Raw genomic sequence first — 23,000 nt, 5'->3', positions numbered from 1 at the left:
ATTAGTGATCCGGAGGAACACCGTGGAAGAACCCAGGAAGCGGGCCAGACCGGGCCGCGCGCCCGCCCCGGCGGGCCGTACGTCCCGGCCGCGGCAGGCCGAGGTCGCCCGGCTCGCCGGGGTCTCGCAGGCCACTGTCTCGCTGGTGCTCGGGGCCCGGAAGCAGGGCGCGACGATCTCCGAGGAGACCCGGCGCAAGGTGCTCGACGCGGTGCGCGCGCTCGGTTACGTCCCCGATCCGGCGGCGAGCCGACTGGCCGCGGCGCGCAACAACCTGCTGGGGGTCTTCAGCTTCACGTCCACGTTCCCGACCGACGTGCAGCACTCGTACTACCCGTTCCTGGTCGGCGTCGAGCAGGAGGCCGCGGCCCGCGGCTACGACCTGGTGCTCTTCACCGGGTCCAGCACGGGCGGCGCGGGGGCGGCCGGGCCGAACGCCCTGGCCCGGGTCCGGCTCGCCGACGGCTGCCTGTTCCTCGGGCGGCACGCGCCGGCCGAGGAGCTGCTGCGGCTGGTCGCCGACGGGTTCCCGGTGGTCCACCTGGGCCGCCGGGACGAGTTGGAGAGGCTGGCCTGGGTCGGTGCGGACTACATCAGCGCCAGCCGGGAGGTCGTCGCGCATCTCGCGGCGCTCGGACACCGGCGCGTCGTGCTGGTCCGGGAGGACGACGAGGCCCCCGCCTCCACCGACCGTGAACACGGCTTCCTCAAGGGGCTGGAGGAGGCGGGACTGCCCGGCGGCCCGGCCGCCGTCTTCCGCTCGGCCGACCCCGAGCGGGAGCTGACGGCGGAGCGGCTGCGCGGCTGGCTCGACGAGGGTGTCACCGCGTTCGTCGCCGAGGAGACCGACACCGGCGACGCCTGGCGGGCTCTGCACGGGGCCGCGCACTTCGTCGGGATCGACTGCCCGCGCGATGCCTCCCTGGCCCTGCTCGGCAGCCCGCCGCCGGATCTGGCCGAGGAGCCCGTTCCCACCGGATTCGACATTCCCCGGACGCAGTTGGGCGCGGCGGCCGTCCGGATGCTCGCCGCGCTGGTCTCCGGGGAGGAGGCGGCCGAACCGCTGGTCGCCTGCACCTTCCGGCCCGGCTCCACGGCGGGCCCGGCCCCGGCCCGGTACTGACCTGGGGACCTGAGGGCCCATCACCGCACCACGTACGTCCAGCACTTCAGGAGAACCGTGATACCCGAACCCGACATCCTCATCGTGGGCGGCGGACTCGGCGGGGTCGCCGCCGCGATCGCCGCCTGCCGGGCGGGGCGCCGCGTCGTCCTCACCGAGGAGACGGACTGGATCGGCGGCCAGCTGACCTCGCAGGCGGTCCCGCCCGACGAGCACCCGTGGGTCGAGGAGTTCGGCACCACCGCCTCGTACCGCACCCTGCGCGAGTCCATCCGCGACTACTACCGCCAGTGGTATCCGCTGCGCTCCGAGGCACTGGCCCTGCGCACCCTCAACCCGGGGGCGGGCCGCGTCAGCAAGCTGTGCCACGAGCCGCGCGTCGCGCTCGCGGTGATGGAGGCGATGATCGCCCCGTACCGCTCGGCCGGACTGCTCACGCTGCTCACCGAACACCGCCCGGTGGCCGCGGCGACGGGCGACGACGACACCGTACGGTCGGTCACGCTCGCCGACACGCGCGGCGGCAACCGCCGGACGATCAGCGCCCGTTACGTGATCGACGCCACCGAGACCGGCGAACTGCTCGAACTCGCCGGGGTGGAGCACGTGATCGGCGCCGAGGCGCGGAGCGAGCACGACGAGCCACACGCACCCGAGGAGGCGCAGCCCCTCAACCAGCAGGGGATCACGGTGTGTTTCGCGCTCTCGCACCACGAGGGCGAGGACCACACCATCGAGCGCCCGGACGACTACGACTTCTGGCGCACCTACCAGCCGGAGTTCTGGCCCGGTCCGCTGCTCGGCTTCCTCGCCCCGGACCCGCGCAGTCTGGAGGCCGTCCCGCGCACCTTCGTGCCCAACCCGGAGCTAGACCCGCTGGACGTCAGCGCCGACCAGTCCGCCGACGCGGGCGACAAGGAGCTGTTCGGCTTCCGCCGGATCCTGGCCCGGCGGCTGCACCGTCCCGGCGCGTTCGACTCGGACATCACGCTGGTCAACTGGCCCTTGAACGACTACTGGCTGAAGCCGCTGATCGGTGACGGCGAGGAGACGGCGGCCGCCGCGGTGCACGGGGCGCGGCAGCTGTCGCTGTCGGTCCTGTACTGGCTCCAGACCGAGGCCCCCCGGGCCGACGGCGGGCGGGGATTCCCGGGGCTGCGGCTGCGCCCGGACGTCACCGGTACGGCGGACGGCCTGGCGAAGGCCCCGTACGTCCGGGAGTCACGGCGGATCAAGGCGGTCACCACGGTCACCGAGCACGACGTGTCGATCGACATCGTGGGCCCGTACGGCGGCACCCGCCACCGGGACTCGGTCGGCGTCGGCAACTACCGCATCGATCTGCACCCCTCGACCGGCGGCGACAACTACATCGACATCGGCTCGGTGCCGTTCGAGATCCCGCTCGGCGCGCTCATCCCCCGCCGGGTCCGCAACCTGCTGCCCGCGGGCAAGAACATCGGCACCACACACATCACCAACGGCTGCTACCGGCTCCACCCGGTGGAGTGGAACATCGGCGAGGTCGCCGGTGCCCTGGCCGCCCACTGTGTCGCCGAGGGCGTCGAGCCGCACCGGGTGCAGGCCGAGGACAAGCGGTTCGAGGTGTTCGCCCGGCTGCTGGAACGCGACGGGATCCAGCGCCACTGGCCGGACGTACGCGGTTACTGACCGGGAACACCCCGGCCCGCTTCACCTGAAGGACCTGTTCCACCGCACGGCCCCCGAGGCGGTCGCGGAGCGCCGGGCGGGCGCAGCTCCACCTGTACCCGCCCGGCCCAGGACCCCCGGCGTCTGCCGACGCCCGGTCCTGCCGCCCCCGCCTCGCCCACCCGCACAAGGAGGTGCCCAGCCATGAACACCCACCGCGTCCGCGTCGGCATCGACGTGGGCGGGACCTTCACCGACGCCGTGGCCGTAGACGCCACGACCCTGCACTTGCTGGGGCAGGTGAAGGTACCCACCAGCCACCACCACGAGGACGGTGTCGCCCACGGCATCGTCGAAGCGCTCGACCGGCTGCTGGAGCAGACCGGCCACACACCCGAGGACGTGACGTTCCTCGCCCACGGGACCACCCAGGCTACCAACGCCCTGCTGGAGGGCGATGTGGCCACCGTCGGACTGATCGGCATCGGCACCGGGCCGGGAGCGGCCCTGACCCGTCGTCTCGCCGCCTTCCGCAAGCTGGAGCTGACCCCGGGCAAGCGGCTGCCGCTCGCCTACGCCCATGTCGCCGACCCCGAGGACGCCCCGGCCGTACGCGCCGCGCTCGACGAGGTCGTCCGCGAGGGGGCCGAAGTCGTCGTCGCCAGCGAGCCGTTCAGCGTCGACCGCCCCGAGGGCGAGGAGGCGGTGGCGGCCGCCGCCCGGCAGCGGGGGCTGCCGACGACGGCCGCCCATGACATCACCTCGCTGTACGGGCTCCACAAGCGGACCCGGACGGCGGTGGTGAACGCGGCGATCCTGCCGCGGATGCTCGCCACCGCCGACCTGGTGGACGCCTCCATCACCAAGGCGGGCGTGAGCGCGCCGCTGATGGTGATGCGCTGCGACGGCGGGGTGATGTCGCTGGACGAGATGCGGCGCAGACCGCTGCTGACGGTGCTGTCGGGTCCGGCGGCGGGCGTCGCCGGGGCGCTGATGCAGGAACGCGTCAGCGAGGGGCTGTTCCTGGAGACCGGCGGCACCTCCACGGACATCAGCGTGGTGCGGCGCGGGAAGGTCGCGGTGCGGCACGCCACGATGCTGGGCAAGACGTCGTACCTGTCGGCGCTGGACGTGCGCACGGTCGGGGTCGGCGGCGGGTCGATGGTCCGGATCGACGGCGGCAAGGTCGTCGGCGTCGGGCCGCGCAGCGCACACATCGCCGGTCTGCCGTACGCCTGTTTCGCGAGCGCGGAGGATCTGCGGGACGCGAAGGTGACCACGGTCCGGCCGATGGCCGACGACCCGGCCGACTACGCGGTGCTGGACGCGGCGGGCGGCCGGTTCGCGATCACCATGACCTGCGCGGCGAACGCGCTCGGACGGGTGCCGGAGGGCGACTTCGCCCGCTGCGACCAGGAGGTGGCGAAGGCCGCGCTCGCCCCGCTGGCCGCCGCGCTCGGCACGGATGTCGCCACGGCGGCGACGAAGCTGCTGGACGCGGGCACCGACCAGGTGAGGTCGGTGGTGGAGACCATGATGCGCGACTACCGCCTGGAGAAGGACACCGCGGTGCTCGTCGGGGGCGGCGGAGGGGCCGCCTCGGTCACCCCGCACCTGGCCGCCGTCACCGGCCAGGAGGGCCGCATCGCCCGGCACAACGAGGTGATCAGCCCCATCGGGGTGGCCCTCGCCCTCATCCGGGAGCAGGTCGAGCGGATCGTCCCGGGCGCCGGTCAGGAGCAGATCCTCGCCGTACGGGCGGAGGCGGAGGCCGCCGTCATCGCGCAGGGGGCCGCCGCCGACGGGGTCGAGGTGGAGGTCACCGTCGACCCGCAGACCAGCACGGTACGGGCGGTCGCGACCGGCGCCACCGAGCTGCGCACCCAGGACCGCGCCCACCGGGCGGACGAGGCGGAGAGGCTGCGGGCCGCCGCGACGAGTCTGCGTACCGACCCGGCGTCCGTGCGAATCCTCGCGGGCACCCCCGCCCACACGGTGTACGGCACCGAGGTGCGCCGCCGTTTCCGTGCGGACCGGCACCCGGTGCGGGTGGTGGACGCGGACGGCGTCGTACGCCTGCACGCACCGGACGCCCGGGTGGAGACGACCACGGTGGGCCGGGCCCCGGAGGTGCTGGCGGGTCTGGTGAAGGAGGCCACGTCCTACGGGGACGGCGGGGTCCGGGCCCCGGCGCTGCGGCTGCTGCTCGGCTCCCGGATCGCCGATCTGTCGGGGGTCCTCGATCCGGATCCGCTGCTGGCGCTGGCCCGCAGCGAGTTGCGGTCCCGGGCGGCCGACGAGCCGGTGGTGGCCGTGGTGGAGGTCCGGTCGTGACGGCCGCCCTGCTGGACCGGGCGGCGCGCGCGGCGATCACGGAGTTGGAGGCCGAGGACGACGTGGAGTTCGGCGTACGGCTGCTGCGGAACACGCCCACGCACGAGCGGCGCGATCCGGCGCTGCTGCGCCACTGGGCCGCGACGGCCGACGCGTTCGGGGCGGGGCTGGAGCCCGCCGCCGCCACGGCCCGGATCGTGGAGAGCGACGGGGGCCTGGCGAAGGGGCTGCTGGCCCGCTACACCTCGCGGCCGGTGCCGACCGTCGAACTGTTCACCGACACCCTCGCGCTCGCCGACGAGCTGGTCGGCCTGCTCGGCTGGCGGCACTGGTACCCGGCCGGTTCGGTACGGGCGGCGGCCATCGCGCACGAGTCGGTGCACGGCCAACTGCACCACGGGCCGCGGAAGAAGGACCTGAAGCGAGCCCTGGACCACGTCGTGCTGCGCGCCGGGCGGCACACCCTGTACGGCCACGTCGCGGGCGCCGACGAGATCGCCGCCCATGCCCACGCCCGCACGGTCTGCGGTCTCGGCCGCAGCCCCCTCCTGCTGACGGCGGCGCTGGCCGTCGCGGCCGAGCCGCGGCACGGGTCCCCGCACGGATCCCCGCACGGAAGAGAGAAGTAACGCCATGGGCGTCGTCATCCTTCTTGTCATGGCGGCCGGTGTCGCCGCGATGCTCACCCGCAGGCTCCCCACCGGCTTCGCGCTCGTCCTGCTGGCCGTCGCCATCGCCTTCATCGCGGGCGCACCGCTCACCGGTGAGAACAGCGTGCTGGACACGGTCCTCCAGGAGGGCGCCCCGGCGCTCGCCGCGACGATGGTCGCCATCCTGCTCGGCTCCTGGCTGGGCAAGCTGCTGGACGAGACCGGTATCGCGGGCACCCTGGTCCGCAAGATCGTCGAGTTCGGCGGGGACCGGCCGGTGGTGGTCGCCCTCGGTGTCCTCGCGGTCTCCACGCTGGTCGGTACGGTCACCGGCTCGGCCCCCGCGGCGATGCTCGCCGGGATCATCGGCATCCCCGCGATGATCGCCGTCGGCATCCCCAAGGTCACCGCCGCCGGGACGATCCTCATGGGCATCGCCGCGGGCATGCCCTTCGAGCTGCCGATCTGGCAGTTCTTCTCCACGGCGCTGGACCTGCCGATCCCGACGGTGCGCGGCTTCATGCTGAAGCTGTTCCCGTTCGCGCTGGCGGCCGCCGTGCTGTTCGTCCTCGTCGAGACCCGGCGCCGGGGCGTGGAGCACGCCTGGTCGCTCAAGTCGGCCTCGGCGAAGCCCGTTTCGCGTCGCGAGAGGCTGGGCGACGCCCCGTGGTACGCGCTGCTCACCCCGGTGGTGCCGCTGGTGCTGGCTCTCGGCCTCGAGGTCGCGATCCTGCCGTCGATGCTGGCCGGTGTGCTGTACGCGCTGGTCACCACCACCCGGCCGCGCGAGATGAACAAGCGGCTGCTGCGCACGCTGTACGGGGCGTTCGAGGTCGCGGCGGCCCCGATGGTCCTGTTCATCGCCATCGGCATCCTGCTCGCGGCGGTCAAACTGCCGGGCGCGGTGGAGTCGTTGGAGCCGCTGGTCAAGGCGGTCAGCCCGCAGAACCCGGTGCTGTTCGTGCTGGTCTTCACGCTGCTCGTACCGCTGTGCCTGTACCGCGGTCCGCTGAACGTCTTCGGGCTCGGCGCGGGCATCGCCGGTGTCCTCATCGCGGCGGGCATCTACCCGGCCGTCGCGGTGCTGGGGCTCGCCACCTCCTACAACCAGGTCTTCGGGGTGTCGGACCCCACCAGCACCCAGACCGTGTGGAGCGCGCAGTACGCGGGGGTGACCCCGCAGCAGGTGATGCTGCGGACCCTGCCGTACGTCTGGGCCGTCGCGCTCGGCGGCTTCTGCGTCACCGCCGCCACCTACCTGTGATCCATCACTTCTCGGGACGGAGAACGACATGACACAGCATCAGGACTCACCCGGCACATCCGGCGCCGGGCAGCCGAGCCGCCGCGTCTTCCTGCGCGGGTCGGCGGCCGGGATCGCGGCCACCGCCGGGCTGGCGGCCACCGGGGCGACGGCGGGCCCCGCCGTCGCGGCACCGGGCGGCTTCCCCGACTACCGGCACGTCAGGACGCTGCTGAAGCCCGGCGAGCTGAAGTACCGGCCCACGGGGGAGATCATCTTCCCCTGCATCCGGGGCGTCTACGACCGGCTGGCCGACCCGCTGGGCCGCTACTACCTGTACTACGCCCCGCACGACGCCCCCGGCGGCATCTGCCTGGCCTACGGCGACTCCCTGGAGGGGCCGTTCACGGAGTACCCGGCGAACCCGATCGTCTCCAACAACTGGCAGCCGCACTACCGGGTCAGCCATGTCTCCTCGCCGCACGTCCTGTGGAACGAGGACGTCAAGGAGCTGTGGCTCTACTTCCACGGCGAGAACCACACCACCCGCCTCGCCCGCTCGAAGGACGGCGTCAACTTCACGTACGACCGGACGGTGCTGACCCGGGACATGCTCCCCTCCGGCACCACGGAGACGTCCTACGCGCGGGTCTTCCGCCACGACCTCACGGCGCGCGGCGCCCGCTACGTGATGCTCTTCATGGTCAACGACCAGACCGACCGCCGGAACATCGGCTGGGGCTGGTCGAAGGACGGCCGCACCTGGACGTTCGCCCAGCAGCCGCTGATCAGGCACTCCGACGTCGGCGCCCGCAACATCAGCGGCGCGCACCTGCTGACCCGCGGCAACCGGACGTACGTCGTCTACCACACCGACAAGGAGAGCGGCGGGAACATCCTCATCACCGAGGTCGGCAACGACTTCTCCCGCCGTGACCACCTCGGTGTCTTCTACGAGTCGAGCAACACCGCACCGGAGAACGGCCGCGCCGCCGCACCCAGTTTCGGCACCGACCGGGGCGTGCCGTACATGGTCTACGAGGCGGGCGAACGCCTCAAGGGCTCGATCTGCGTGGCCCGCGGCTGACCCGGGTGGGCGGGGGCGCGCCGGACATGTCCGCGGCGCGCCCCCGCCCGGTACGCCACCGGCCGGGACGCCGCATCCCGGCGCACCGAGGAAGGGTCTCCCCACCCATGCCCCACCACCCCAACCTGGACCCCGAGATGGCCGCGGCGCTCGCGGCCGACCCGCCGCCGCCGACCCTGCTCGACGGGCTGCCGTACGAGGACCTGGCCGCACTGCGCGCCGAGCGGGCCGCGGCGGCCACCGCACCGCCCGCCGAGGGCGTCGAGGTGACCGACCACCACCTGCCGGGCCCCGCGCCACTGCGGGTCCGCACCTACCGCCCCCGTGCGGCGGGCTCCCGCGCGCTGCCCTGCCTGGTGTGGATGCACGGCGGAGGCATGGTGCTGGGCTCACCCGAGATGGACGACGCGCGGGTCTCGGCGTACGCCCTGGGGGCCGACTGCGCCGTGGTCTCGGTGGACTACCGGCCGGCCCCCGAACACCCCTGGCCCGCCCCCGTGGAGGACTGCTACCGCGCGCTGCGGTGGGTGGCCGACGAGGCGGGGACCCTGGGGCTGGATCCCGGGCGCCTGGCGGTCGGCGGGATCAGCGCGGGCGGCGGACTCGCGGCCGCCACCGCCCTGTTGGCCCGGGACAGCGGCGGGCCCTCCCCAATCTTCCAGTTCCTGCTCTGCCCGATGCTGGACGACCGCAACACCACCGCGTCCAGCCGGGAGTTCACCGAAGCCGTCACCTGGCCGCGCGCCAACAACCTCTACGGCTGGGCGGCCCTGCTCGGCCCGCTCGCGGGGAGCGAGGAGGTATCGCCGTACGCCGCCCCCGCCCGGGCGGAAGATCTGTCGGGGCTCCCTCCGGCGTATGTCGACGTCGGGGAGCTGGAGGTCTTCCGGGACGAGTGCGTACGGTACGCGCTGCGTCTGATCGAGGCGGGGGTGTCGACCGAGTTCCATCTGTGGCCGGGCGCGTTCCACGGGTTCGACGGGGTCCTCCCCCACCTCGCGCTGCCGCGCCGGGCGGCCCGCGAACAGGTCGCGGTACTGCGCCGGGCGCTGGGCGCCACTCCCCCGGCGGCCGGTGCCGGCCGGGCCGGGGGAACGCCCCCTTAACCCCAGCCGCCGCCCACGGCCCGGTTGGCCAGCACCGAGTTGGTCAGGGCGGACCGCAGGCCGGGAATCTCGCGGTCGAAGCGGTCGCTGAAGGCCTCCAACGTGTCCCGGCTCGCCCGCCGTTCGGTGCGGTCCAGGACGATGCCCATGGTGGCGTCACTCTCCAGGACGATCACCGGCAGGGCGACCTCCGCCAGGGCGAGGGCCGCCGGATCGGCGTGGCGGGTGACGTTGGCGTGCAGGGCTTCCTGGACCGCGGTGGCCTCCTCCGTGCGGCTGAGGGCGAACTTGCTCCCCGCCAGCGGATTGAGCGAGCGGGACCCCTTCTTCTCGATGATGCCCGCCGCGAGGAGCTGGTCGGACACCGGACCCTCGGCCGTGTGGCCGGTGTTGTGCACCATCGGCATCCACTTCTTCGGTCCCTCGGCCAGTTCGCCCCAGACGGAGGCGAGGAACGGGTCGCTGGGACCGGTCCCGCCGGCCTGGCGGACGCGGGAGCCGTCGGTGGCGGCCTGTCCCTCGATGACCAGCTGCGCCAAGGCGGCGGCGCGCATCCGCTGACCGCGGTGCTGGAGCAGGGCGGAGGGGAACTTCTTCTTCTGGAACGCGTAGGTGCAGAGGTAGACCTGCTCGGGCAGGGTGAGGTTCATGACGTCTCCGGTGAGGTTGATGGGCGGGGGTAGGTGGGCCCGTCGGCTCAGGGGCGCACGGTTCCGGCGTCCGGGAGGGGGGTGGCGGTGAAGACGCCGTCCGGGTCGTAGGCCTGCTTCGCCGCCAGGAGGCGTCCGGCGTGGGAGCCGTAGGCGTGGTCGATCTGCTGGTCCTGGCCGGGGGCGAGGAAGTTGGGGTAACCGCCGGGCAGCGCGTGCGGCGCGAGCGCCTCCCTGACCTGCTCGGCCCACGCCCGGTAGGGGCCGGGGTCCTCCTCGGGCGACCGTCCCGCGGAGATCTCGACGAGGATGTGCGGGGTGCGTCGGCCGAAGGCCGTGTCGTCGGCGCCGACCCGGGTCGCCGCGCCGTGGAAGCGGCGCAGCCCGAGTCCGGCCCCCGGCCCCGGGCGGTCCCCCGCCGCCCGCGTCAGGATGTCCGTGATCTCCGGGGTCAGCGAGGCGACGGAGCGGGTGCGCAGGGTCCAGTGCATGCCGCTGGGCACCGCCTGGTCGAACTGGCCGAGCAGATCCTTGAGCGTGGTGGGGGCCAGGGTGCTGTTCAGCGGAGTCCCCAGCCCGGTGACCTCCTCCAGCGCCCGGTCGGACGAGCGGGGGTCGCCCGACCAGACGGCGACGGCCATGAGGCACGGGCCGACGCCGGGGACCACGGTCAGTTCGAAGAGCAGCCCGAGGCCGTCGGGGGCGCCGGCGGCCCGCTCCGCCCAGCCGTCGAGCACCTGCCGGGCCTGCTCCCAGGGGAACAGCACCATGCCTCCGGTCAGGCCGCGGTCGGGGTGCGAGCGGATACGCAGGGAGGTGACGACGCCGAAGTTGCCTCCTCCGCCGCGCAACGCCCACAGCAGCTCCGGATCGTCGTCGGTGGAGACCGTACGGCCGTCGGCCAGGACCACCCGGGCGCCGAGCAGATTGTCCGCGGCCAGCCCGGCGGTGCCCAGGAGCGGCCCGTAGCCGCCGCCGAGCGTGAGTCCGGCCATCCCGACGACCCCGGCGGTGCCCGTGGCGACGTTCCTGCGGTGCGGTGCGGCGGCCGCCACGACGTCCCCGGCCAGGCTTCCCCCGTCGGCCGTGATCTCCTCCCCCTCGACCCGGACCGCGCGCAGGCCACCGAGGTCGATCGTCAGCCCGCCGTCCCGCAGCGCCCGGCCCGCCCAGTCGTGGCCGCCGCCACGCACGGACAGCGGGACGCCGTGCTCACGGGCGGCCAGCACGGCCGAGGCCACCTCGGCCTCGGTGCGCGGCCGGACCACCAGGTCCGGGCGGGCGGTCACCGACCCGTTCCACAGGGTGGAGGCCTCCGTATGAGGGCGCTCCCCCGGGCGGAAGACCCGTCCCTCTCCCAGGCGGGCACCCAGCGCGGCGGCCAGAGCGTCACCCGCCTTCCGCGCGGTCCCCGGCGGACCGGCCGGTGCCGTCCCGGACGATTGCGTGACATCCATGGTGTGGTACTTCCTTCGCAGAGTGGTACCGGCCGGGGCCGGGGCGGTGGAGGCGGGGGCCGGTGGTCAGACCGCGGGGTGGATACCCCCGTCCACCGCGATCTGGGTGCCCGTCAGGTAGGAGGCGCCGGGCGAGGCGAGGAAGGCGATCAGTTCGGCCGCCTCCTCGCCCCGGCCGGGGCGGCCGAGCGGGCCGACCCAGTGCTCCAGGAGGTGTTCGCGCAGCTCCTCGTAGGACATACCGCGCTGCGCGGCCGCCTCCCGCATGGTGACCTCGGAACTCTCGCTCTCCACGAAACCGGGCAGGACCGTCACGACCCGCACCCCGTCGGGGCCGACCGCGTTGGCCAGGCCCTTGCTGTACACGGTGAGGGCCGCCTTGGCCGCGGCGTAGGGGATGGCGTCGGGGTCGCTCGGCAGACGGGCGCCGCTGGAGGAGACGTGGATGACGACGCCACGGCCCTGGGCGCTCATCAGGGGCACCAGCCGCTGGTCCAGCCGGACCGCGGACATCAGGTTCAGGTCGAGGTTCTCGCGCCACAGGTCCTCGTCCGCCCGCAGCACACCACCCCGGGTCGGCCGGTTCTCCCCGGCGTTGTTGACCAGCACGTCGATGCCGCCGAGGAGTTCGACAGCTTCCCCGGCCGCGCTCTCCACCCCGTCCGGGGTGGAGAGGTCCGCGGTGATCAGCCGGGCGCCCGGGGGCACCTCCGCCACCGACCGGGCGACCGTGACGACGTGTGCGCCACCGTCGAGGAAGCGGCGGACGGTGGCCGCGCCGATCCCGCGCGTCCCGCCCGTGACGAGGGTCCGCAGACCCGCGAGGTCGCGTGGCGCGGCGGGTTCCGCCCGCGCCGCGGTGCCGTCGCCCATTTCCTGTTGCGGGAAATTCACCTGTACTCCGGAGGTAATGAATCAGATTCGGGGACAATGCACGGAAACCCTTCGGGGATGCCCCGCACACCGGGGCGCTTTCCCCGGCGACACCAGGGCATTCCTCGGCGACCGGAAATCTTTTTGACATCCTCTCGGCGGAACGCGGAAGCCTGCCCGGGGGCCGCCGCCGAGGTCCCGCTTTCCACGGTATGCGGGCCGGGGTGCCGGGTCCTGAGAACGTATCGGCAGCGGTCGCCCGAACCCGGCCGTTACGGCATGGTCTTCAATAGGCCCATGACGCCGCCGCGCCCAGGCACGGGCCCGCGGGAGAGGAAGAGATCATGGCGTGGAGCACCCGGGAGATCGCGGAACTGGCTGGAACCAGCCTCAGGGCCGTACGGCACTACCACGAGGTCGGGCTGCTCGACGAGCCCGAGCGCCGTTCCAACGGGTACAAGCAGTACGGGGTGAGCCACCTGCTGCGGCTCCTGCGGATCAAACGTCTCACCGACCTCGGCCTCTCGCTGGCACAGGTCGCCGGTCTGTCCGAGGCGCCGGACTCCGACGCGGATCTGCGTGACCTGCGGGCCCTGGACGAGGAGCTGGCCGTCACCATCGAGCGCATGCGGCGCACCCGCGCGGAGATCGGCGTGCTCCTGCGCGCCGAGGAGGCCCGCGACCTGCCGCAGCGGTTCGCCGAGCTGGCGGGCGCGACCGGGCTGCCCGCCCCCGACCGCTCGTTCCTCTCGGTCCTCAGTACGGTCGCGGGCCCCGGCGCCATGGACGCCTACACCGAGCTGCTGCGGGAGCAGGCGCCTCCCGTGGCGGACGAGTTCACGCATCTGCCCGGGGACGCGGACGAGACGACACGGAGGCGGCTCGCCGAGAGACTCGTGCCCTACGTACAGGGTCTGTGGAACCGCAACCCGGCCCTCAGCGCCCTGGGGGCGGGCACCCCGCGTGGCCAGAACCACGCCACCCGCACGCTCGACGCGGCCATCGGGGACCTGTACAACCCGGCCCAGGTGGATGTGATGCGACGGCTTCACAAGCTGCTGTCCGCACCCGGGGACGGGAGGTGACGGGAGCGAATACCGACGGGCTTCCCGGCCGGACGTCACCCCGCGCGGAAAGTGTGCCGTAACGTCATCAGTTTCACCGTCGAATCCGGAGGTAGTAGTCCGCCTGAGAGCGTGATGGCGGGACGCGGCGGTGAAATCGCTTACGTCACCGCCCGGCGCGACAGCGAGATATCCCCGGACTGCACATCCGGTGGAAAAGCAGTGGCAGAGGGGAATCACCGAGAGGAAAAGCGGCGCTGAAAAATTCGCGCGACCGGTGCGGCCCCGGGGGGGGGAGAATTCATCCCGGAAACAATTCCCGTTCCGTCGCCCGTCTCGACGCGGACCGGACGGCCGCCCCCGCTCACGCTCACGCACCCGCTCAGCGCACCCTTCGGCGCACCTTCAGCGGCGTCGCGGGCAGCTCAGGGGCGGGCAGAGGGCCCCGGCGTAACCCCTGACCTCCCCCGACCGCGAACCGCTCATGCCCGGCTCGACCGGCCGCGCCGTACAGGTCCTGAACCTCGGCCCCGCCGCCTGAACGTGTGTCGGGCGAGGTCCTCCTCGGCGACCCCGCCGACGGTCCAGTAGACCTTCGTCTCCGGGGAAGAAGACTCACGTTTCCACCGAACGAGAGGAGTCCGCCGATGGCAGCCGACGACAGGGGACACACCGAGGAGCCCTGGTGGCGGGACGCGGTCGTCTATCAGGTCTATCCGCGCAGTTTCGCCGACTCCGACGGCGACGGCGTCGGTGACCTGGACGGTCTCACGGGGCGTCTGGACCACCTGTCCGGGCTCGGTGTCGACGTGTTGTGGCTGTCGCCCGTCTATCCGTCGCCGCAGGCCGACAACGGGTACGACATCAGCGACTACCAGGACATCGATCCCGTCTTCGGTGATCTGGCGGCCTTCGACCGGCTGCTGGCCGCGGTGCACGAGCGCGGGATGAAGCTCGTCATGGATCTGGTGGTCAACCACACGTCCGACGAGCATCCGTGGTTCCGGGAGTCACGCGACCCGGCGAGCCCGAAGCGCGACTGGTACTGGTGGCGTCCGCCGCGGGACGGGCGCGAACCCAACAACTGGGGTTCCTTCTTCTCCGGTCCGGCCTGGGAGCGGGACGCGGCGAGCGCCGCGTACTACCTTCACCTCTTCTCCCCGAAGCAGCCCGACCTCAACTGGGAGAACCCGCGGATGCGGCGGGCCGTGTACGCCATGATGCGCTGGTGGCTGGACCGGGGCGTGGACGGCTTCCGGATGGATGTGGTCAACCTCGTCTCCAAGGACCCCGCGCTGCCCGACGGCGAGGTGCGCGGCCAGGGCCCGTACGGTGACGGTTCGCCGTACTTCGTCTGCGGGCCGCGCATCCACGACTACCTCCAGGAGATGCACCGCGAGGTGACCGCCCGGTACCCGGGGCGGCTGATGACCGTCGGCGAGATGCCGGGGGTGACGGTGGAGCAGGCACGGCTGTTCACCGATCCGGCCCGCGCCGAGCTCGACATGGTCTTCCAGTTCGAGCACGTCGGGCTCGACCACGGGCGGGGCAAGTTCGATCCGCGGCCGATGCGGCTGACGGACCTCAAGGCATCGCTCGGCCGGTGGCAGTCGGGCCTCGCGGACACCGGGTGGAACAGCCTCTACTGGAACAACCACGACCAGCCCCGGGTGGTCTCACGCTTCGGCGACGACGGGGCGCGCCACCGGGTCCGGTCCGCGAAGATGCTCGCGACCGTGCTCCACCTGCACCGGGGCACGCCGTACATCTACCAGGGCGAGGAGCTCGGGATGGCCAACGCGCCCCTGCGCTCCATCAAGGACTTCCGGGACATCGAGTCCCTCAACCACTACGCGCAGGCACTGCGTGCGGGTGAGGAACCCGAGGAGGTCCTCCGGGGGCTCCGGGCGATGGGCCGCGACAACGCCCGTACGCCCATGCAGTGGGACTCGTCCCCGCAGGCGGGGTTCACCACGGGCACGCCCTGGATACCCGTCAATCCGGACCACACCGAGGTCAACGCGGCAGCCGCCGTGAAGGATCCCGACTCCGTCTACCACCACTACCGCCGGCTGATCGCCCTGCGGCACCAGGAACCGGCGGTCGTGCACGGTGACTTCACGATGCTGCTGCCGGACGACGAGCGGATCTACGCGTTCACCCGCCGGTTTGGCGGTACGGAACTTCTGGTGGCCGGCAACTTCAGCGGCGAGACGGCCACCGCGGACCTTCCCGCCGGGTGGGGTGACGCCGAACTCGTGCTGGGCAACGGGCCCTCGGCCCCGGCGGCGCCCGGACGCCTCGTGCTCGCTCCGTGGGAGGCGCGGGTGCACCGGCGCCGGTTCTGAGCCGGGCCGACGGCGAAGGCGATGGCGATGGCGGCCGGTGGTCCCCCCGGCACCGGGTACACGGACCCCATGACCGTTTACGGATTCCATGCCTCCCACGAACAGGTGCCTCCCGCCGACCTGCTGGCAGCCGTCGTGCGCGCGGAGGGCGCGGGCTTCACCGCCGCGATGTGCTCGGACCACTTCTCGCCCTGGAGCGTCCGCCAGGGCGAGTCCGGCTTCGCCTGGTCCTGGCTCGGTGCGGCACTCCAGGCCACCGGACAGGTGCCCTTCGGAGTGGTCAACGCCCCTGGCCAGCGCTACCACCCGGCCATCATCGCGCAGGCCATCGGCAGCCTCGCCGCCATGTACCCGGGCCGCTTCTGGGCGGCCCTGGGAAGCGGCGAGGCCTCCAACGAGCACATCACCGGCGCCCGTTGGCCCCGTAAGGACGTGCGCAACGCGCGGCTGCGCGAGTGCGTCGACATCATCCGGGCACTCCTGCACGGCGAGGAGGTGAGCCACGACGGGCTGGTGAGCGTGGACCGGGCCCGGCTGTGGACCCGCCCGGAGACGGTGCCGCCCCTGGTCGGGGCCGCGTGCAGCGAGGCGACCGCGCGGTGGTGCGCGGAGTGGGCGGACGGCCTGATCACGGTGAACGCGCCGCACGAGACACTGCGCCGGATCGTGGACGCCTACCGCTCGGCGGGCGGCGTCGGCCGGCTGCGCCTCCAGGTGCACCTCAGCTGGGCCCCCGACCTGGACACCGCCCGGGGACTCGCCCACGACCAGTGGCGTACCAACGTGCACGGGCCGCCGGCCAGTTGGGACCTCGACTCGGCCGAGCTGTTCGACAACGTCAGCGAGCACGTCACGCCGGAGCAGGTCGCGGAGTCCGTCAACATCTCCGACGACCTCGGCCAACACGCCGCCTGGCTCCAGGAGTACGCCGACCTGGGGTTCGACGACATCATGCTGCACCACGTCGGCAAGGAGCAGAGCGCCTTCATCGACGCGTTCGGTGCGGAGGTCCTGCCGCGCCTGGACGTCACCGCCGCCCCGGCCGCCGTCGCGGAGGGGGTCCGATGAGGCTGACCCGTACCTCCGACCTGTGGTGGAAGAACGCCGTCGTCTACTGCCTGGACGTGGAGACGTACCAGGACTCCGACGGCGACGGCACCGGCGACTTCGCGGGCCTGACGCAGCGGATCGACCACCTGGTGCGCCTCGGTGTCACCTGCGTGTGGCTGATGCCCTTCTATCCGACGCGCGAGCGCGACGACGGCTACGACATCACCGACTACTACGCCGTCGATCCCCGGCTGGGCACGCTGGGCGACTTCACCGAGTTCGTGCGGACCGCCCGCGACCGGGGCATCCGGGTCATCGCCGACCTGGTCGTCAACCACACCTCCGACCACCACCCGTGGTTCCAGGACGCCCGCTCCAGCCGCACGTCGAAGTTCCGCGACTGGTACGTCTGGTGCGACACCCCGCCCGAGGACGGCCCCGAGGGTGTGGTGTTCCCCGACGCCGAGAAGAGTCTGTGGGAGTACGACAGGACCACCGAGCAGTACTACCTGCACCGGTTCTACAAGCAGCAGCCCGATCTCAACGTCGCCAACCCGGCGGTCCGTGACGAGATAGCGCGCATCATGGGCTTCTGGACGCAGCTGGGACTGTCGGGTTTCCGGGTCGACGCGGTGCCGTTCCTGCTGGAGACCGACGGTCAGCGGGACGCGGACCAGCTGCCCGACCCGCACGAGTACCTCGCGGACCTGCGTGCCTTCCTCGGGCGTCGCTGTGGTGACGCGGTGCTGCTGGGCGAGGTGAACCTGCCCTACCCGGACACCGCGAAGTTCTTCGGCGACGCGGAGTCCTCCCGCGGCGACGAGCTGACCATGTGCTTCGACTTCATCGGCATGCAGCAGATGTACCTGTCGATGGCACGGGGCGAGGCGGCCCCGCTGGCGGCCGCGCTGCGGGAGCGCCCGGCGGCACCCCGGGACGCGCACTGGGCGACGTTCGTCCGCAACCACGACGAGCTGACACTCGACAAGCTCGCCGACGACGAGCGCGCCGAGGTGTTCGCCGCGTTCGGCCCCGAAAAGGACATGCAGCTCTACGACCGGGGGCTGCGCCGCCGTCTGCCGCCCATGGTCGACGGCGACCGGCGCCGCGTGGAACTGGCGTACAGCCTGCTCTTCTCCCTGCCCGGCACTCCGGTGCTGTTCTACGGCGAGGAGATCGGCATGGGCGAGAACCTCGCCGCCGAGGGCCGGCAGGCCGTTCGCACACCCATGCAGTGGACGCCCGACAAGAACGGCGGCTTCACCGCGGTGAAGGACCCGGAGCTGCCCAACCCCGTCGTGACCGGGGCGTTCGGCCCGAAGAAGGTCAACGCACACGACCAGACGCACGACCCGGACTCGTTGATGAGCCGGATGCGGACCCTGATCGAGCACTACCGGGAGAGTCCCGAGCTGGCCTGGGGCGACTACCAGGTCATCGACACGGACGACCCCGGTGTACTGGCCCACCTCAGCTCGCTGACGGACGGGGCGGTGCTCGTCCTGCACAACTTCTCCGACCGGTCCCTCACCGCATCCGTCGAAGTTCCGGGTCTGAAGGGCGGGCGACTGCTCACCGATGTCTTCACCCGCGACACCGTGAAGTCGGCGGCCGCCGGGCTCGTCGATGTCGCGCTGGAGCCGTACGGCTACCGCTGGCTGAGGATCAACACCCCGCTGGACGACCCGGACCGCGCCACGGCGGTGTGAGTCCGGCGGGTCCCTCGCCTTCGAAAGCACTGCCGCGCACCCGCGCGCGGCAGTGCTTTCGGTGGCGGGAAGGGAAACGAAACAGTTTCGGTCCTCGTAGGCAAGCCCAGGGCCGGGGGGCATCCGTGCAGGTCAGTCGGTGAAGAAGTCGCTCAGGGCGGTGGAGAGCTGACCGGGGGCCTCCTCGGCCATGTGGTGTCCGGAATCGATGCCATGACCCTGGACGTCGTCGGCCCAGTTCCGCCAGATGACGCGCGGATCACCGTAGAGGTCTTCCAGGTCGTCCTGGAGCGACCACAGGACCAGGACGGGGCAGCCGATCCGGGCATCACGGGCCCGGCTCTCCTCCTCGTCCCGACGGTCCACGGTGAGCCCGGCACGGTAGTCCTCCAGCATGGCGCGCACGACATCCGGATTCCTCATGGCAGCCCGCCACTCGTCGTGATTCTCCTGTCCCATCGTCTTGGGATCGCCTCGGTACCAGGAGTCGGGATCGGCGTTGATCACGCGTTCGGGGATCTCCGGCTGGGCGAAGAAGAACCAGTGCCACCACGCAGCGGCGAACCGCGCGTCCGCACGGGCCAGGTGCTCGCTGAGAGGCAGACCGTCCAAGAACGCCACCCGGGTCACGGCCGAGGGGTGGTCGAGCACCAGCCGGAGCGCCACGGCGGACCCGCGGTCGTGGCCGACGAGACCGAAGCGGTGGTGCCCGAGCGTCCGCATGACCTCGACCAGGTCCCCGGCCACGACGCGCTTGGAGTGCGGAACATGATCAGAAGCGGGGGCCGGGCCGCGGGAGCGCCCGTAACCGCGCAGGTCAGGGCAGACAACGGTGAACCCACTCACCGCCAGCGCGGGCGCGACCCGGTGCCAGGTCGCCGACGTGCGCGGGTGGCCGTGCAACAACAGCAGAGGCGGGCCCTCGCCCCCGTACCGGACGAAGATCGACGCCTCACCCGTACGCACTGTCGTTGTGGCGAACCCCTCGAACACTCGCTGCCCCTCCCGTTCCTGGACCTGGCCCGCGGTATCCCCGACAGCCCGCCTGCCCAGGACGGGCCGCGGCATCCATCAGCGGCGAAACGCGTACGACGGTGAGCTCCGGCTTTGAGGTCTTTGAGCACCGGGGCCCAGCACTCCCCCACCGGTCGCCCGTGGCATCACTCCGGCAGGAACACGGCTCGCAGGGTGTGGGGGCGGTCCATGGTGAGGTTGACCTGGCTGTCCGGCGCGTACTGGACACCGTCGAACTGCCAGGCGGCCAGACGGTACCCGGGTGCGGGTCGGGCGGTGACGCTGACGACTGCTCCCGGCCGGTAGGGCCCGTACATGCCGGGGCGCACGGTGCCGCCGTCGGTGGCGGACAGGGTGAGGGCGTAGCGGGTTCTGGGCAAGACCGGGGCGCGGTAGTCGGCCACCACAGGGGCGGTCAGGCTGACGAGGGCGGCACCGTTGTTGTTCCGGTCCCCGAGGGGCTGGCCGTTGACGGTGTTCTCGGTGTTCGAGAACTGGTTGACCGCGCCGCACTGCCTCGGGCACGCGTCCGCGTAGGCCATGAGGGTGTGGAAGTCTCCCCTCGGCGTGATCCACCCCGTCCCGCTGGGGCTGTTGAGCAGCCTGGTCCAGCTCCCGTCGGGCACCTGGGAGTCGAGCGTGGCCCGGTCGTGGAACATCCCCAGGTTGTGGCCGATCTCATGGCCGAGGTTGTACCAGCCCGTGAGGGAGGTGAAGTCGACGACGGAGAAGGCCTCCCGGGCGTCGAACCGACCGCGCAGGGGCAGGTTTCCCTGCCCCGAGGACTGCCCGGGGTCGACGCTGTTGACGACGGTGACCAGGTCCGCCCCGTAGCGGTCCCGGAGCACCGCGGCCCTGGCGCCGAGGGGGTCTCGACGGTCGGTCAGCTTGCGGTGGACCAGGGCCGAGGTGTTGTCCCCCTGGTATCCGGTGTCGTAGGTGCCGAGGATCTCGATCCGGGCGGGAACGCCGCTGTCGGCGAACGCCTCGTTCATCTTCCTCTCGGCCCAGTTGAGGGTGTTGACGACCTGCTGTTCACCGCCGGCCGCGGAGACGGCCCTGCGCGTGTAACCGGCGATGACGTCGATCACCGCCGGATCCTCCGCGGTGGCCCGGGAACGGTTCAGGAGCGCCCCCCGCCCGGTGCCGGTCGTGGCGGTGTCGGTGTCGGTGTCGGTGTCGGTGTCGGTGTCGGTGGGCAGTGCGTCCGGTGGGTTCGAGGGACGCAGGGCCGGGTCCTCCTCCGTCACGCGCAGTTGGTTTCTCCGGCCGGGCAGGGACTCCATGCGGTACACCCGTGGGCCGAGGTCGGCGACGGCCTGGACGGTCGCCGTTCCCGGGGCGGCCGGGTCGGTGCCGCACACCCCCCGGAGGGAGATGATGACGCTGGTCTCGGGGCGTCCCTTGACGTGACCGCTCCAGGTGAGGGTTCCCTCCTCGGCGTCGATGCCGTCTTCGACGGCGGTCAGGCGCACGTCGTCGAAGAACGTCACGGTGTGCTCGCCCGGCGCGCCGAACGGGGTCTTCTCGCAGAGCGGGACGAAGTCCGCGGTCCGCAGCGGGATGGTGCGCTCGCGCAGCACCTCGTCGGCTTCGGCGGCCGATGACAGGGAGGAGCCGCGCGGGAGGAGAGGCGTGGCGGAGACGGCGGCCGCCGGAATCAGCGGCAGGATGACGGCCGCGGACGCGGCGAGCAGACGAGCACGGCGGGCCCGGAGGAAGTGAGTCACGAAAGGAACAAGAACAGCGTCGTTTCCAAAACCCCGCGCGACATGCGACAGGGGCCACCTGGCTCACCCGAGTACCGCACGGCCTCCACGCCCCTCCCCCCATCCCGGTACAGGCCCTGCCTGCCGACCCGCATGCGCGCCCGACGGACGATGTTGCCGGTGGCGGTCGCTCTCCGCGTCCGCATCCCGTCAATCCCTTGGCATGATCATCACGGGTGACGATGAGCGTGGTGACCCGGTCGATCGCCCTCACGGTGAAGAGGCCGGTCGCGAAACGCTCACGAGCGGCGCACCTTGAACCTCAGGTGCAACACCCGGTTGCCCTGGACGACCACATGTGGATCCTCCAGCAGCTGCTGCCCGTCGAAGCTGCCGAAGAAGCGCTTGCCAGAGCCGAACACCACCGGCACCACGTCCATCGCGACCTCGTCCACGAGGCCGGCGGCAAGGATCTGGCCGCCTGCTTCACCCGCGCTCACGGCGACGACCCGGTCGCCGGCGAGCTCCTGGGCCTTCGCGATCGCGGCTTCCACGCCGTCGACGAAGTGGTACGAAGCCTCGGGGTGCCAGCCCTCGGGCTTGGGCCGGTGGGAGACCACGACCACATGGTCGCCTGTGGGCTGCCGCCCCTCCCAGCCGTTCACCAGATCGAACTGGGTGCGACCCATCACGATCACGCCGATCGATTCCCACATCGGCTGGACGTACGCCGCCGAAACCCGCGAGAGCCTGAAGCCGCCGCCCCCGGAGTGACCGTCATGCCCGCCGTCGGCGCCGGTCTCCGTGAGTCTGATGTCCCCGCTGAAGTACCAGTCGTGGAGCGGCCCGACTCCGTCGTCGTGGTCGGCGATGAAGCCGTCCACCGACACCACGTTGTGCATGATCACTGCGCCCATGGGATGCTCCCGGAATATGCCGTTCGGTCGTCTCCGATATTTCCACCCCCTGGACCACGAAGCTTGTAAAAAATCACTCAGCGGGCATCGGTCCACCGGCCGGCGAGAACCCGGGCTCAGCGGCGAATCGGCGCTGAGCGTCCAGGTATCCCGTGGGCGTGCGGCCGGTGAAGTCCTTGAACTCTCTACTGAAGTGGGCCTGGTCGAAATAGCCCGCGGTGAGCGCCAGTTGCGACCAGTCGACCGGACGCCGCGGGTCGACCGACTCGATCAGCCGCGCGAAACGGTAGATCCGGGCCATCCGTTTCGGGGTGACCCCGGCGTGAGCCTTGAACTGCGCGGCCAAGTGGTTGTTGCTCACCCCGGCGGCATCGCTCAGCGCACCGATCGGGATCGCGCCGTGCGAGGCTTCGAGCCAACCCCCCGTTCGCTGGACCAGGTCGAGGCCGCGTCCCGGCGCTTCGACGAGTCGCGACCGCAGTTCACTCTCCAGGGCCCGCAGCGTCTCGGCGGCCGAAGCAGCGCCGCCGACCTGGTTGCGGATGCGCTCCGCGGACCGATGCCAGACGGCGTCGACCGGCACCCACCGGTTGCGCAGCTCACTCGCCGGGACACCGGCGAAGGGTGACATGCCCCAAGGTTTGAAGTGGACCCCGACGAGGTGCACCCGTGTCGGGTATTCGAGGAGGAAACGCCTGGTCCACAGGCCCATGAACCACTCGCCCGCCAGCACGGACGGTGGCACCGAGGGGTCGGAATCCCACAGGACCGCGGGCTCACCCAGGTTGAGGTAGAAGTGCGCCGACGGCATCGGCGGGACGCTTACCTGACGATGGCCCGGCGCCCCGCTCAGGCAGTAGATGTCGTCGATGAACCGGTCGAGCGGCGGGGCGGGAACCCTGCCGATGTACTCCATGGGCCCAGTATCGCCGACGAGGAATCGGTCCGCCCCGTGGTGAGCGGACCACGTCCCGCGGGCGAAAAGGCGAGGATCACCGGGGCCGTCGGCACAGCCA

18 protein-coding genes are annotated in these 23,000 nt (G+C 72.0%); 11 read left to right on the top strand and 7 right to left on the bottom strand.

The window, feature by feature from the left end:
- Window positions 1-22 precede the first annotated feature (22 nt).
- The 7 genes from ACIRRU_RS20100 (at window position 23) to ACIRRU_RS20070 (ending at window position 9,193) form a co-directional block, all read left to right on the top strand.
- A complete protein-coding gene (locus tag ACIRRU_RS20100) occupies window positions 23-1,123 on the top strand; it encodes a LacI family DNA-binding transcriptional regulator (RefSeq protein ID WP_403682277.1) in 1,101 nt (366 codons plus the stop codon).
- A 57-nt stretch (window positions 1,124-1,180) separates the two neighbouring features.
- A complete protein-coding gene (locus tag ACIRRU_RS20095) occupies window positions 1,181-2,794 on the top strand; it encodes an FAD-dependent oxidoreductase (RefSeq protein ID WP_403682275.1) in 1,614 nt (537 codons plus the stop codon).
- 183 nt (window positions 2,795-2,977) lie between these two features.
- A complete protein-coding gene (locus tag ACIRRU_RS20090) occupies window positions 2,978-5,107 on the top strand; it encodes a hydantoinase/oxoprolinase family protein (protein WP_403682272.1) in 2,130 nt (709 codons plus the stop codon).
- Complete coding sequence (locus ACIRRU_RS20085; protein ID WP_403682269.1) at window positions 5,104-5,736, top strand: hypothetical protein; 633 nt, start codon at window positions 5,104-5,106, stop codon at window positions 5,734-5,736. The genes ACIRRU_RS20090 and ACIRRU_RS20085 overlap by 4 nt, the downstream gene beginning before the upstream one ends.
- A gap of 4 nt (window positions 5,737-5,740) precedes the next feature.
- Window positions 5,741-7,021 carry a transporter gene (locus tag ACIRRU_RS20080; RefSeq protein ID WP_363203930.1) on the top strand — a complete coding sequence of 427 codons (1,281 nt, stop codon included), beginning with the start codon at window positions 5,741-5,743 and terminating at the stop codon, window positions 7,019-7,021.
- 28 nt (window positions 7,022-7,049) lie between these two features.
- The gene (locus ACIRRU_RS20075) at window positions 7,050-8,087 is read left to right on the top strand and encodes a hypothetical protein (RefSeq protein ID WP_403682266.1); all 1,038 of its coding nucleotides are present in this window, start codon (window positions 7,050-7,052) and stop codon (window positions 8,085-8,087) included.
- Window positions 8,088-8,194: 107 nt separating this feature from the next.
- Window positions 8,195-9,193 carry an alpha/beta hydrolase gene (locus ACIRRU_RS20070; protein WP_403682264.1) on the top strand — a complete coding sequence of 333 codons (999 nt, stop codon included), beginning with the start codon at window positions 8,195-8,197 and terminating at the stop codon, window positions 9,191-9,193.
- Here ACIRRU_RS20070 and ACIRRU_RS20065 read toward each other — a convergent pair.
- The 3 genes from ACIRRU_RS20065 to ACIRRU_RS20055 form a co-directional block, all read right to left on the bottom strand.
- The gene (locus tag ACIRRU_RS20065) at window positions 9,190-9,843 is read right to left on the bottom strand and encodes a GPP34 family phosphoprotein (RefSeq protein ID WP_403682262.1); all 654 of its coding nucleotides are present in this window, start codon (window positions 9,841-9,843) and stop codon (window positions 9,190-9,192) included. The two genes, ACIRRU_RS20070 and ACIRRU_RS20065, sit on opposite strands and share 4 nt — an antisense overlap.
- A 47-nt stretch (window positions 9,844-9,890) precedes the next feature.
- Window positions 9,891-11,300 (bottom strand): FAD-binding oxidoreductase, encoded by a 1,410-nt coding sequence (locus tag ACIRRU_RS20060; protein ID WP_403682259.1) that lies wholly within the window; start codon window positions 11,298-11,300, stop codon window positions 9,891-9,893.
- 66 nt (window positions 11,301-11,366) lie between these two features.
- Window positions 11,367-12,173: an oxidoreductase gene (locus ACIRRU_RS20055; RefSeq protein WP_403682257.1), complete on the bottom strand. Its 807-nt coding sequence runs from the start codon at window positions 12,171-12,173 to the stop codon at window positions 11,367-11,369.
- Window positions 12,174-12,517: 344 nt separating this feature from the next.
- Here ACIRRU_RS20055 and ACIRRU_RS20050 point away from each other — a divergent pair, with 344 nt between their 5' ends.
- The 4 genes from ACIRRU_RS20050 to ACIRRU_RS20035 all read left to right on the top strand — a co-directional run bounded on the left by ACIRRU_RS20050 (window position 12,518) and on the right by ACIRRU_RS20035 (window position 18,344).
- A complete protein-coding gene (locus ACIRRU_RS20050; protein WP_403682254.1) occupies window positions 12,518-13,258 on the top strand; it encodes a MerR family transcriptional regulator in 741 nt (246 codons plus the stop codon).
- A gap of 626 nt (window positions 13,259-13,884) precedes the next feature.
- Window positions 13,885-15,585 carry an alpha-glucosidase gene (locus tag ACIRRU_RS20045; RefSeq protein ID WP_403682252.1) on the top strand — a complete coding sequence of 567 codons (1,701 nt, stop codon included), beginning with the start codon at window positions 13,885-13,887 and terminating at the stop codon, window positions 15,583-15,585.
- Between the two features lie 69 nt (window positions 15,586-15,654).
- Complete coding sequence (locus tag ACIRRU_RS20040) at window positions 15,655-16,653, top strand: TIGR03885 family FMN-dependent LLM class oxidoreductase (RefSeq protein WP_403682251.1); 999 nt, start codon at window positions 15,655-15,657, stop codon at window positions 16,651-16,653.
- Window positions 16,650-18,344, top strand: a complete 1,695-nt coding sequence (locus ACIRRU_RS20035) for an alpha-amylase family protein (RefSeq protein WP_403682248.1) — start codon at window positions 16,650-16,652, stop codon at window positions 18,342-18,344. Before ACIRRU_RS20040 ends, ACIRRU_RS20035 begins: the two co-directional genes overlap by 4 nt.
- A 132-nt stretch (window positions 18,345-18,476) precedes the next feature.
- Here ACIRRU_RS20035 and ACIRRU_RS20030 read toward each other — a convergent pair whose 3' ends face one another.
- The 4 genes from ACIRRU_RS20030 to ACIRRU_RS20015 form a co-directional block, all read right to left on the bottom strand.
- Entirely contained in the window at window positions 18,477-19,337 is an 861-nt protein-coding gene (locus tag ACIRRU_RS20030; protein WP_403682245.1) for an alpha/beta fold hydrolase, read from the bottom strand.
- A gap of 167 nt (window positions 19,338-19,504) precedes the next feature.
- On the bottom strand, window positions 19,505-21,088 hold the full coding sequence (locus ACIRRU_RS20025; protein WP_403682244.1) for a reprolysin-like metallopeptidase: 1,584 nt from the start codon (window positions 21,086-21,088) through the stop codon (window positions 19,505-19,507).
- A 278-nt stretch (window positions 21,089-21,366) separates the two neighbouring features.
- Window positions 21,367-21,984 carry a dihydrofolate reductase family protein gene (locus tag ACIRRU_RS20020; RefSeq protein WP_403682241.1) on the bottom strand — a complete coding sequence of 206 codons (618 nt, stop codon included), beginning with the start codon at window positions 21,982-21,984 and terminating at the stop codon, window positions 21,367-21,369.
- Window positions 21,985-22,057: 73 nt separating this feature from the next.
- Complete coding sequence (locus ACIRRU_RS20015; RefSeq protein WP_403682239.1) at window positions 22,058-22,900, bottom strand: helix-turn-helix domain-containing protein; 843 nt, start codon at window positions 22,898-22,900, stop codon at window positions 22,058-22,060.
- Between the last annotated feature and the right edge of the window lie 100 nt (window positions 22,901-23,000).

The sequence above is a fragment of the Streptomyces sp. NPDC101181 genome (assembly GCF_044767975.1).
Classification (GTDB): Bacteria; Actinomycetota; Actinomycetes; order Streptomycetales; family Streptomycetaceae; genus Streptomyces.
This window is presented reverse-complemented; position numbering and strand designations above follow the sequence as displayed.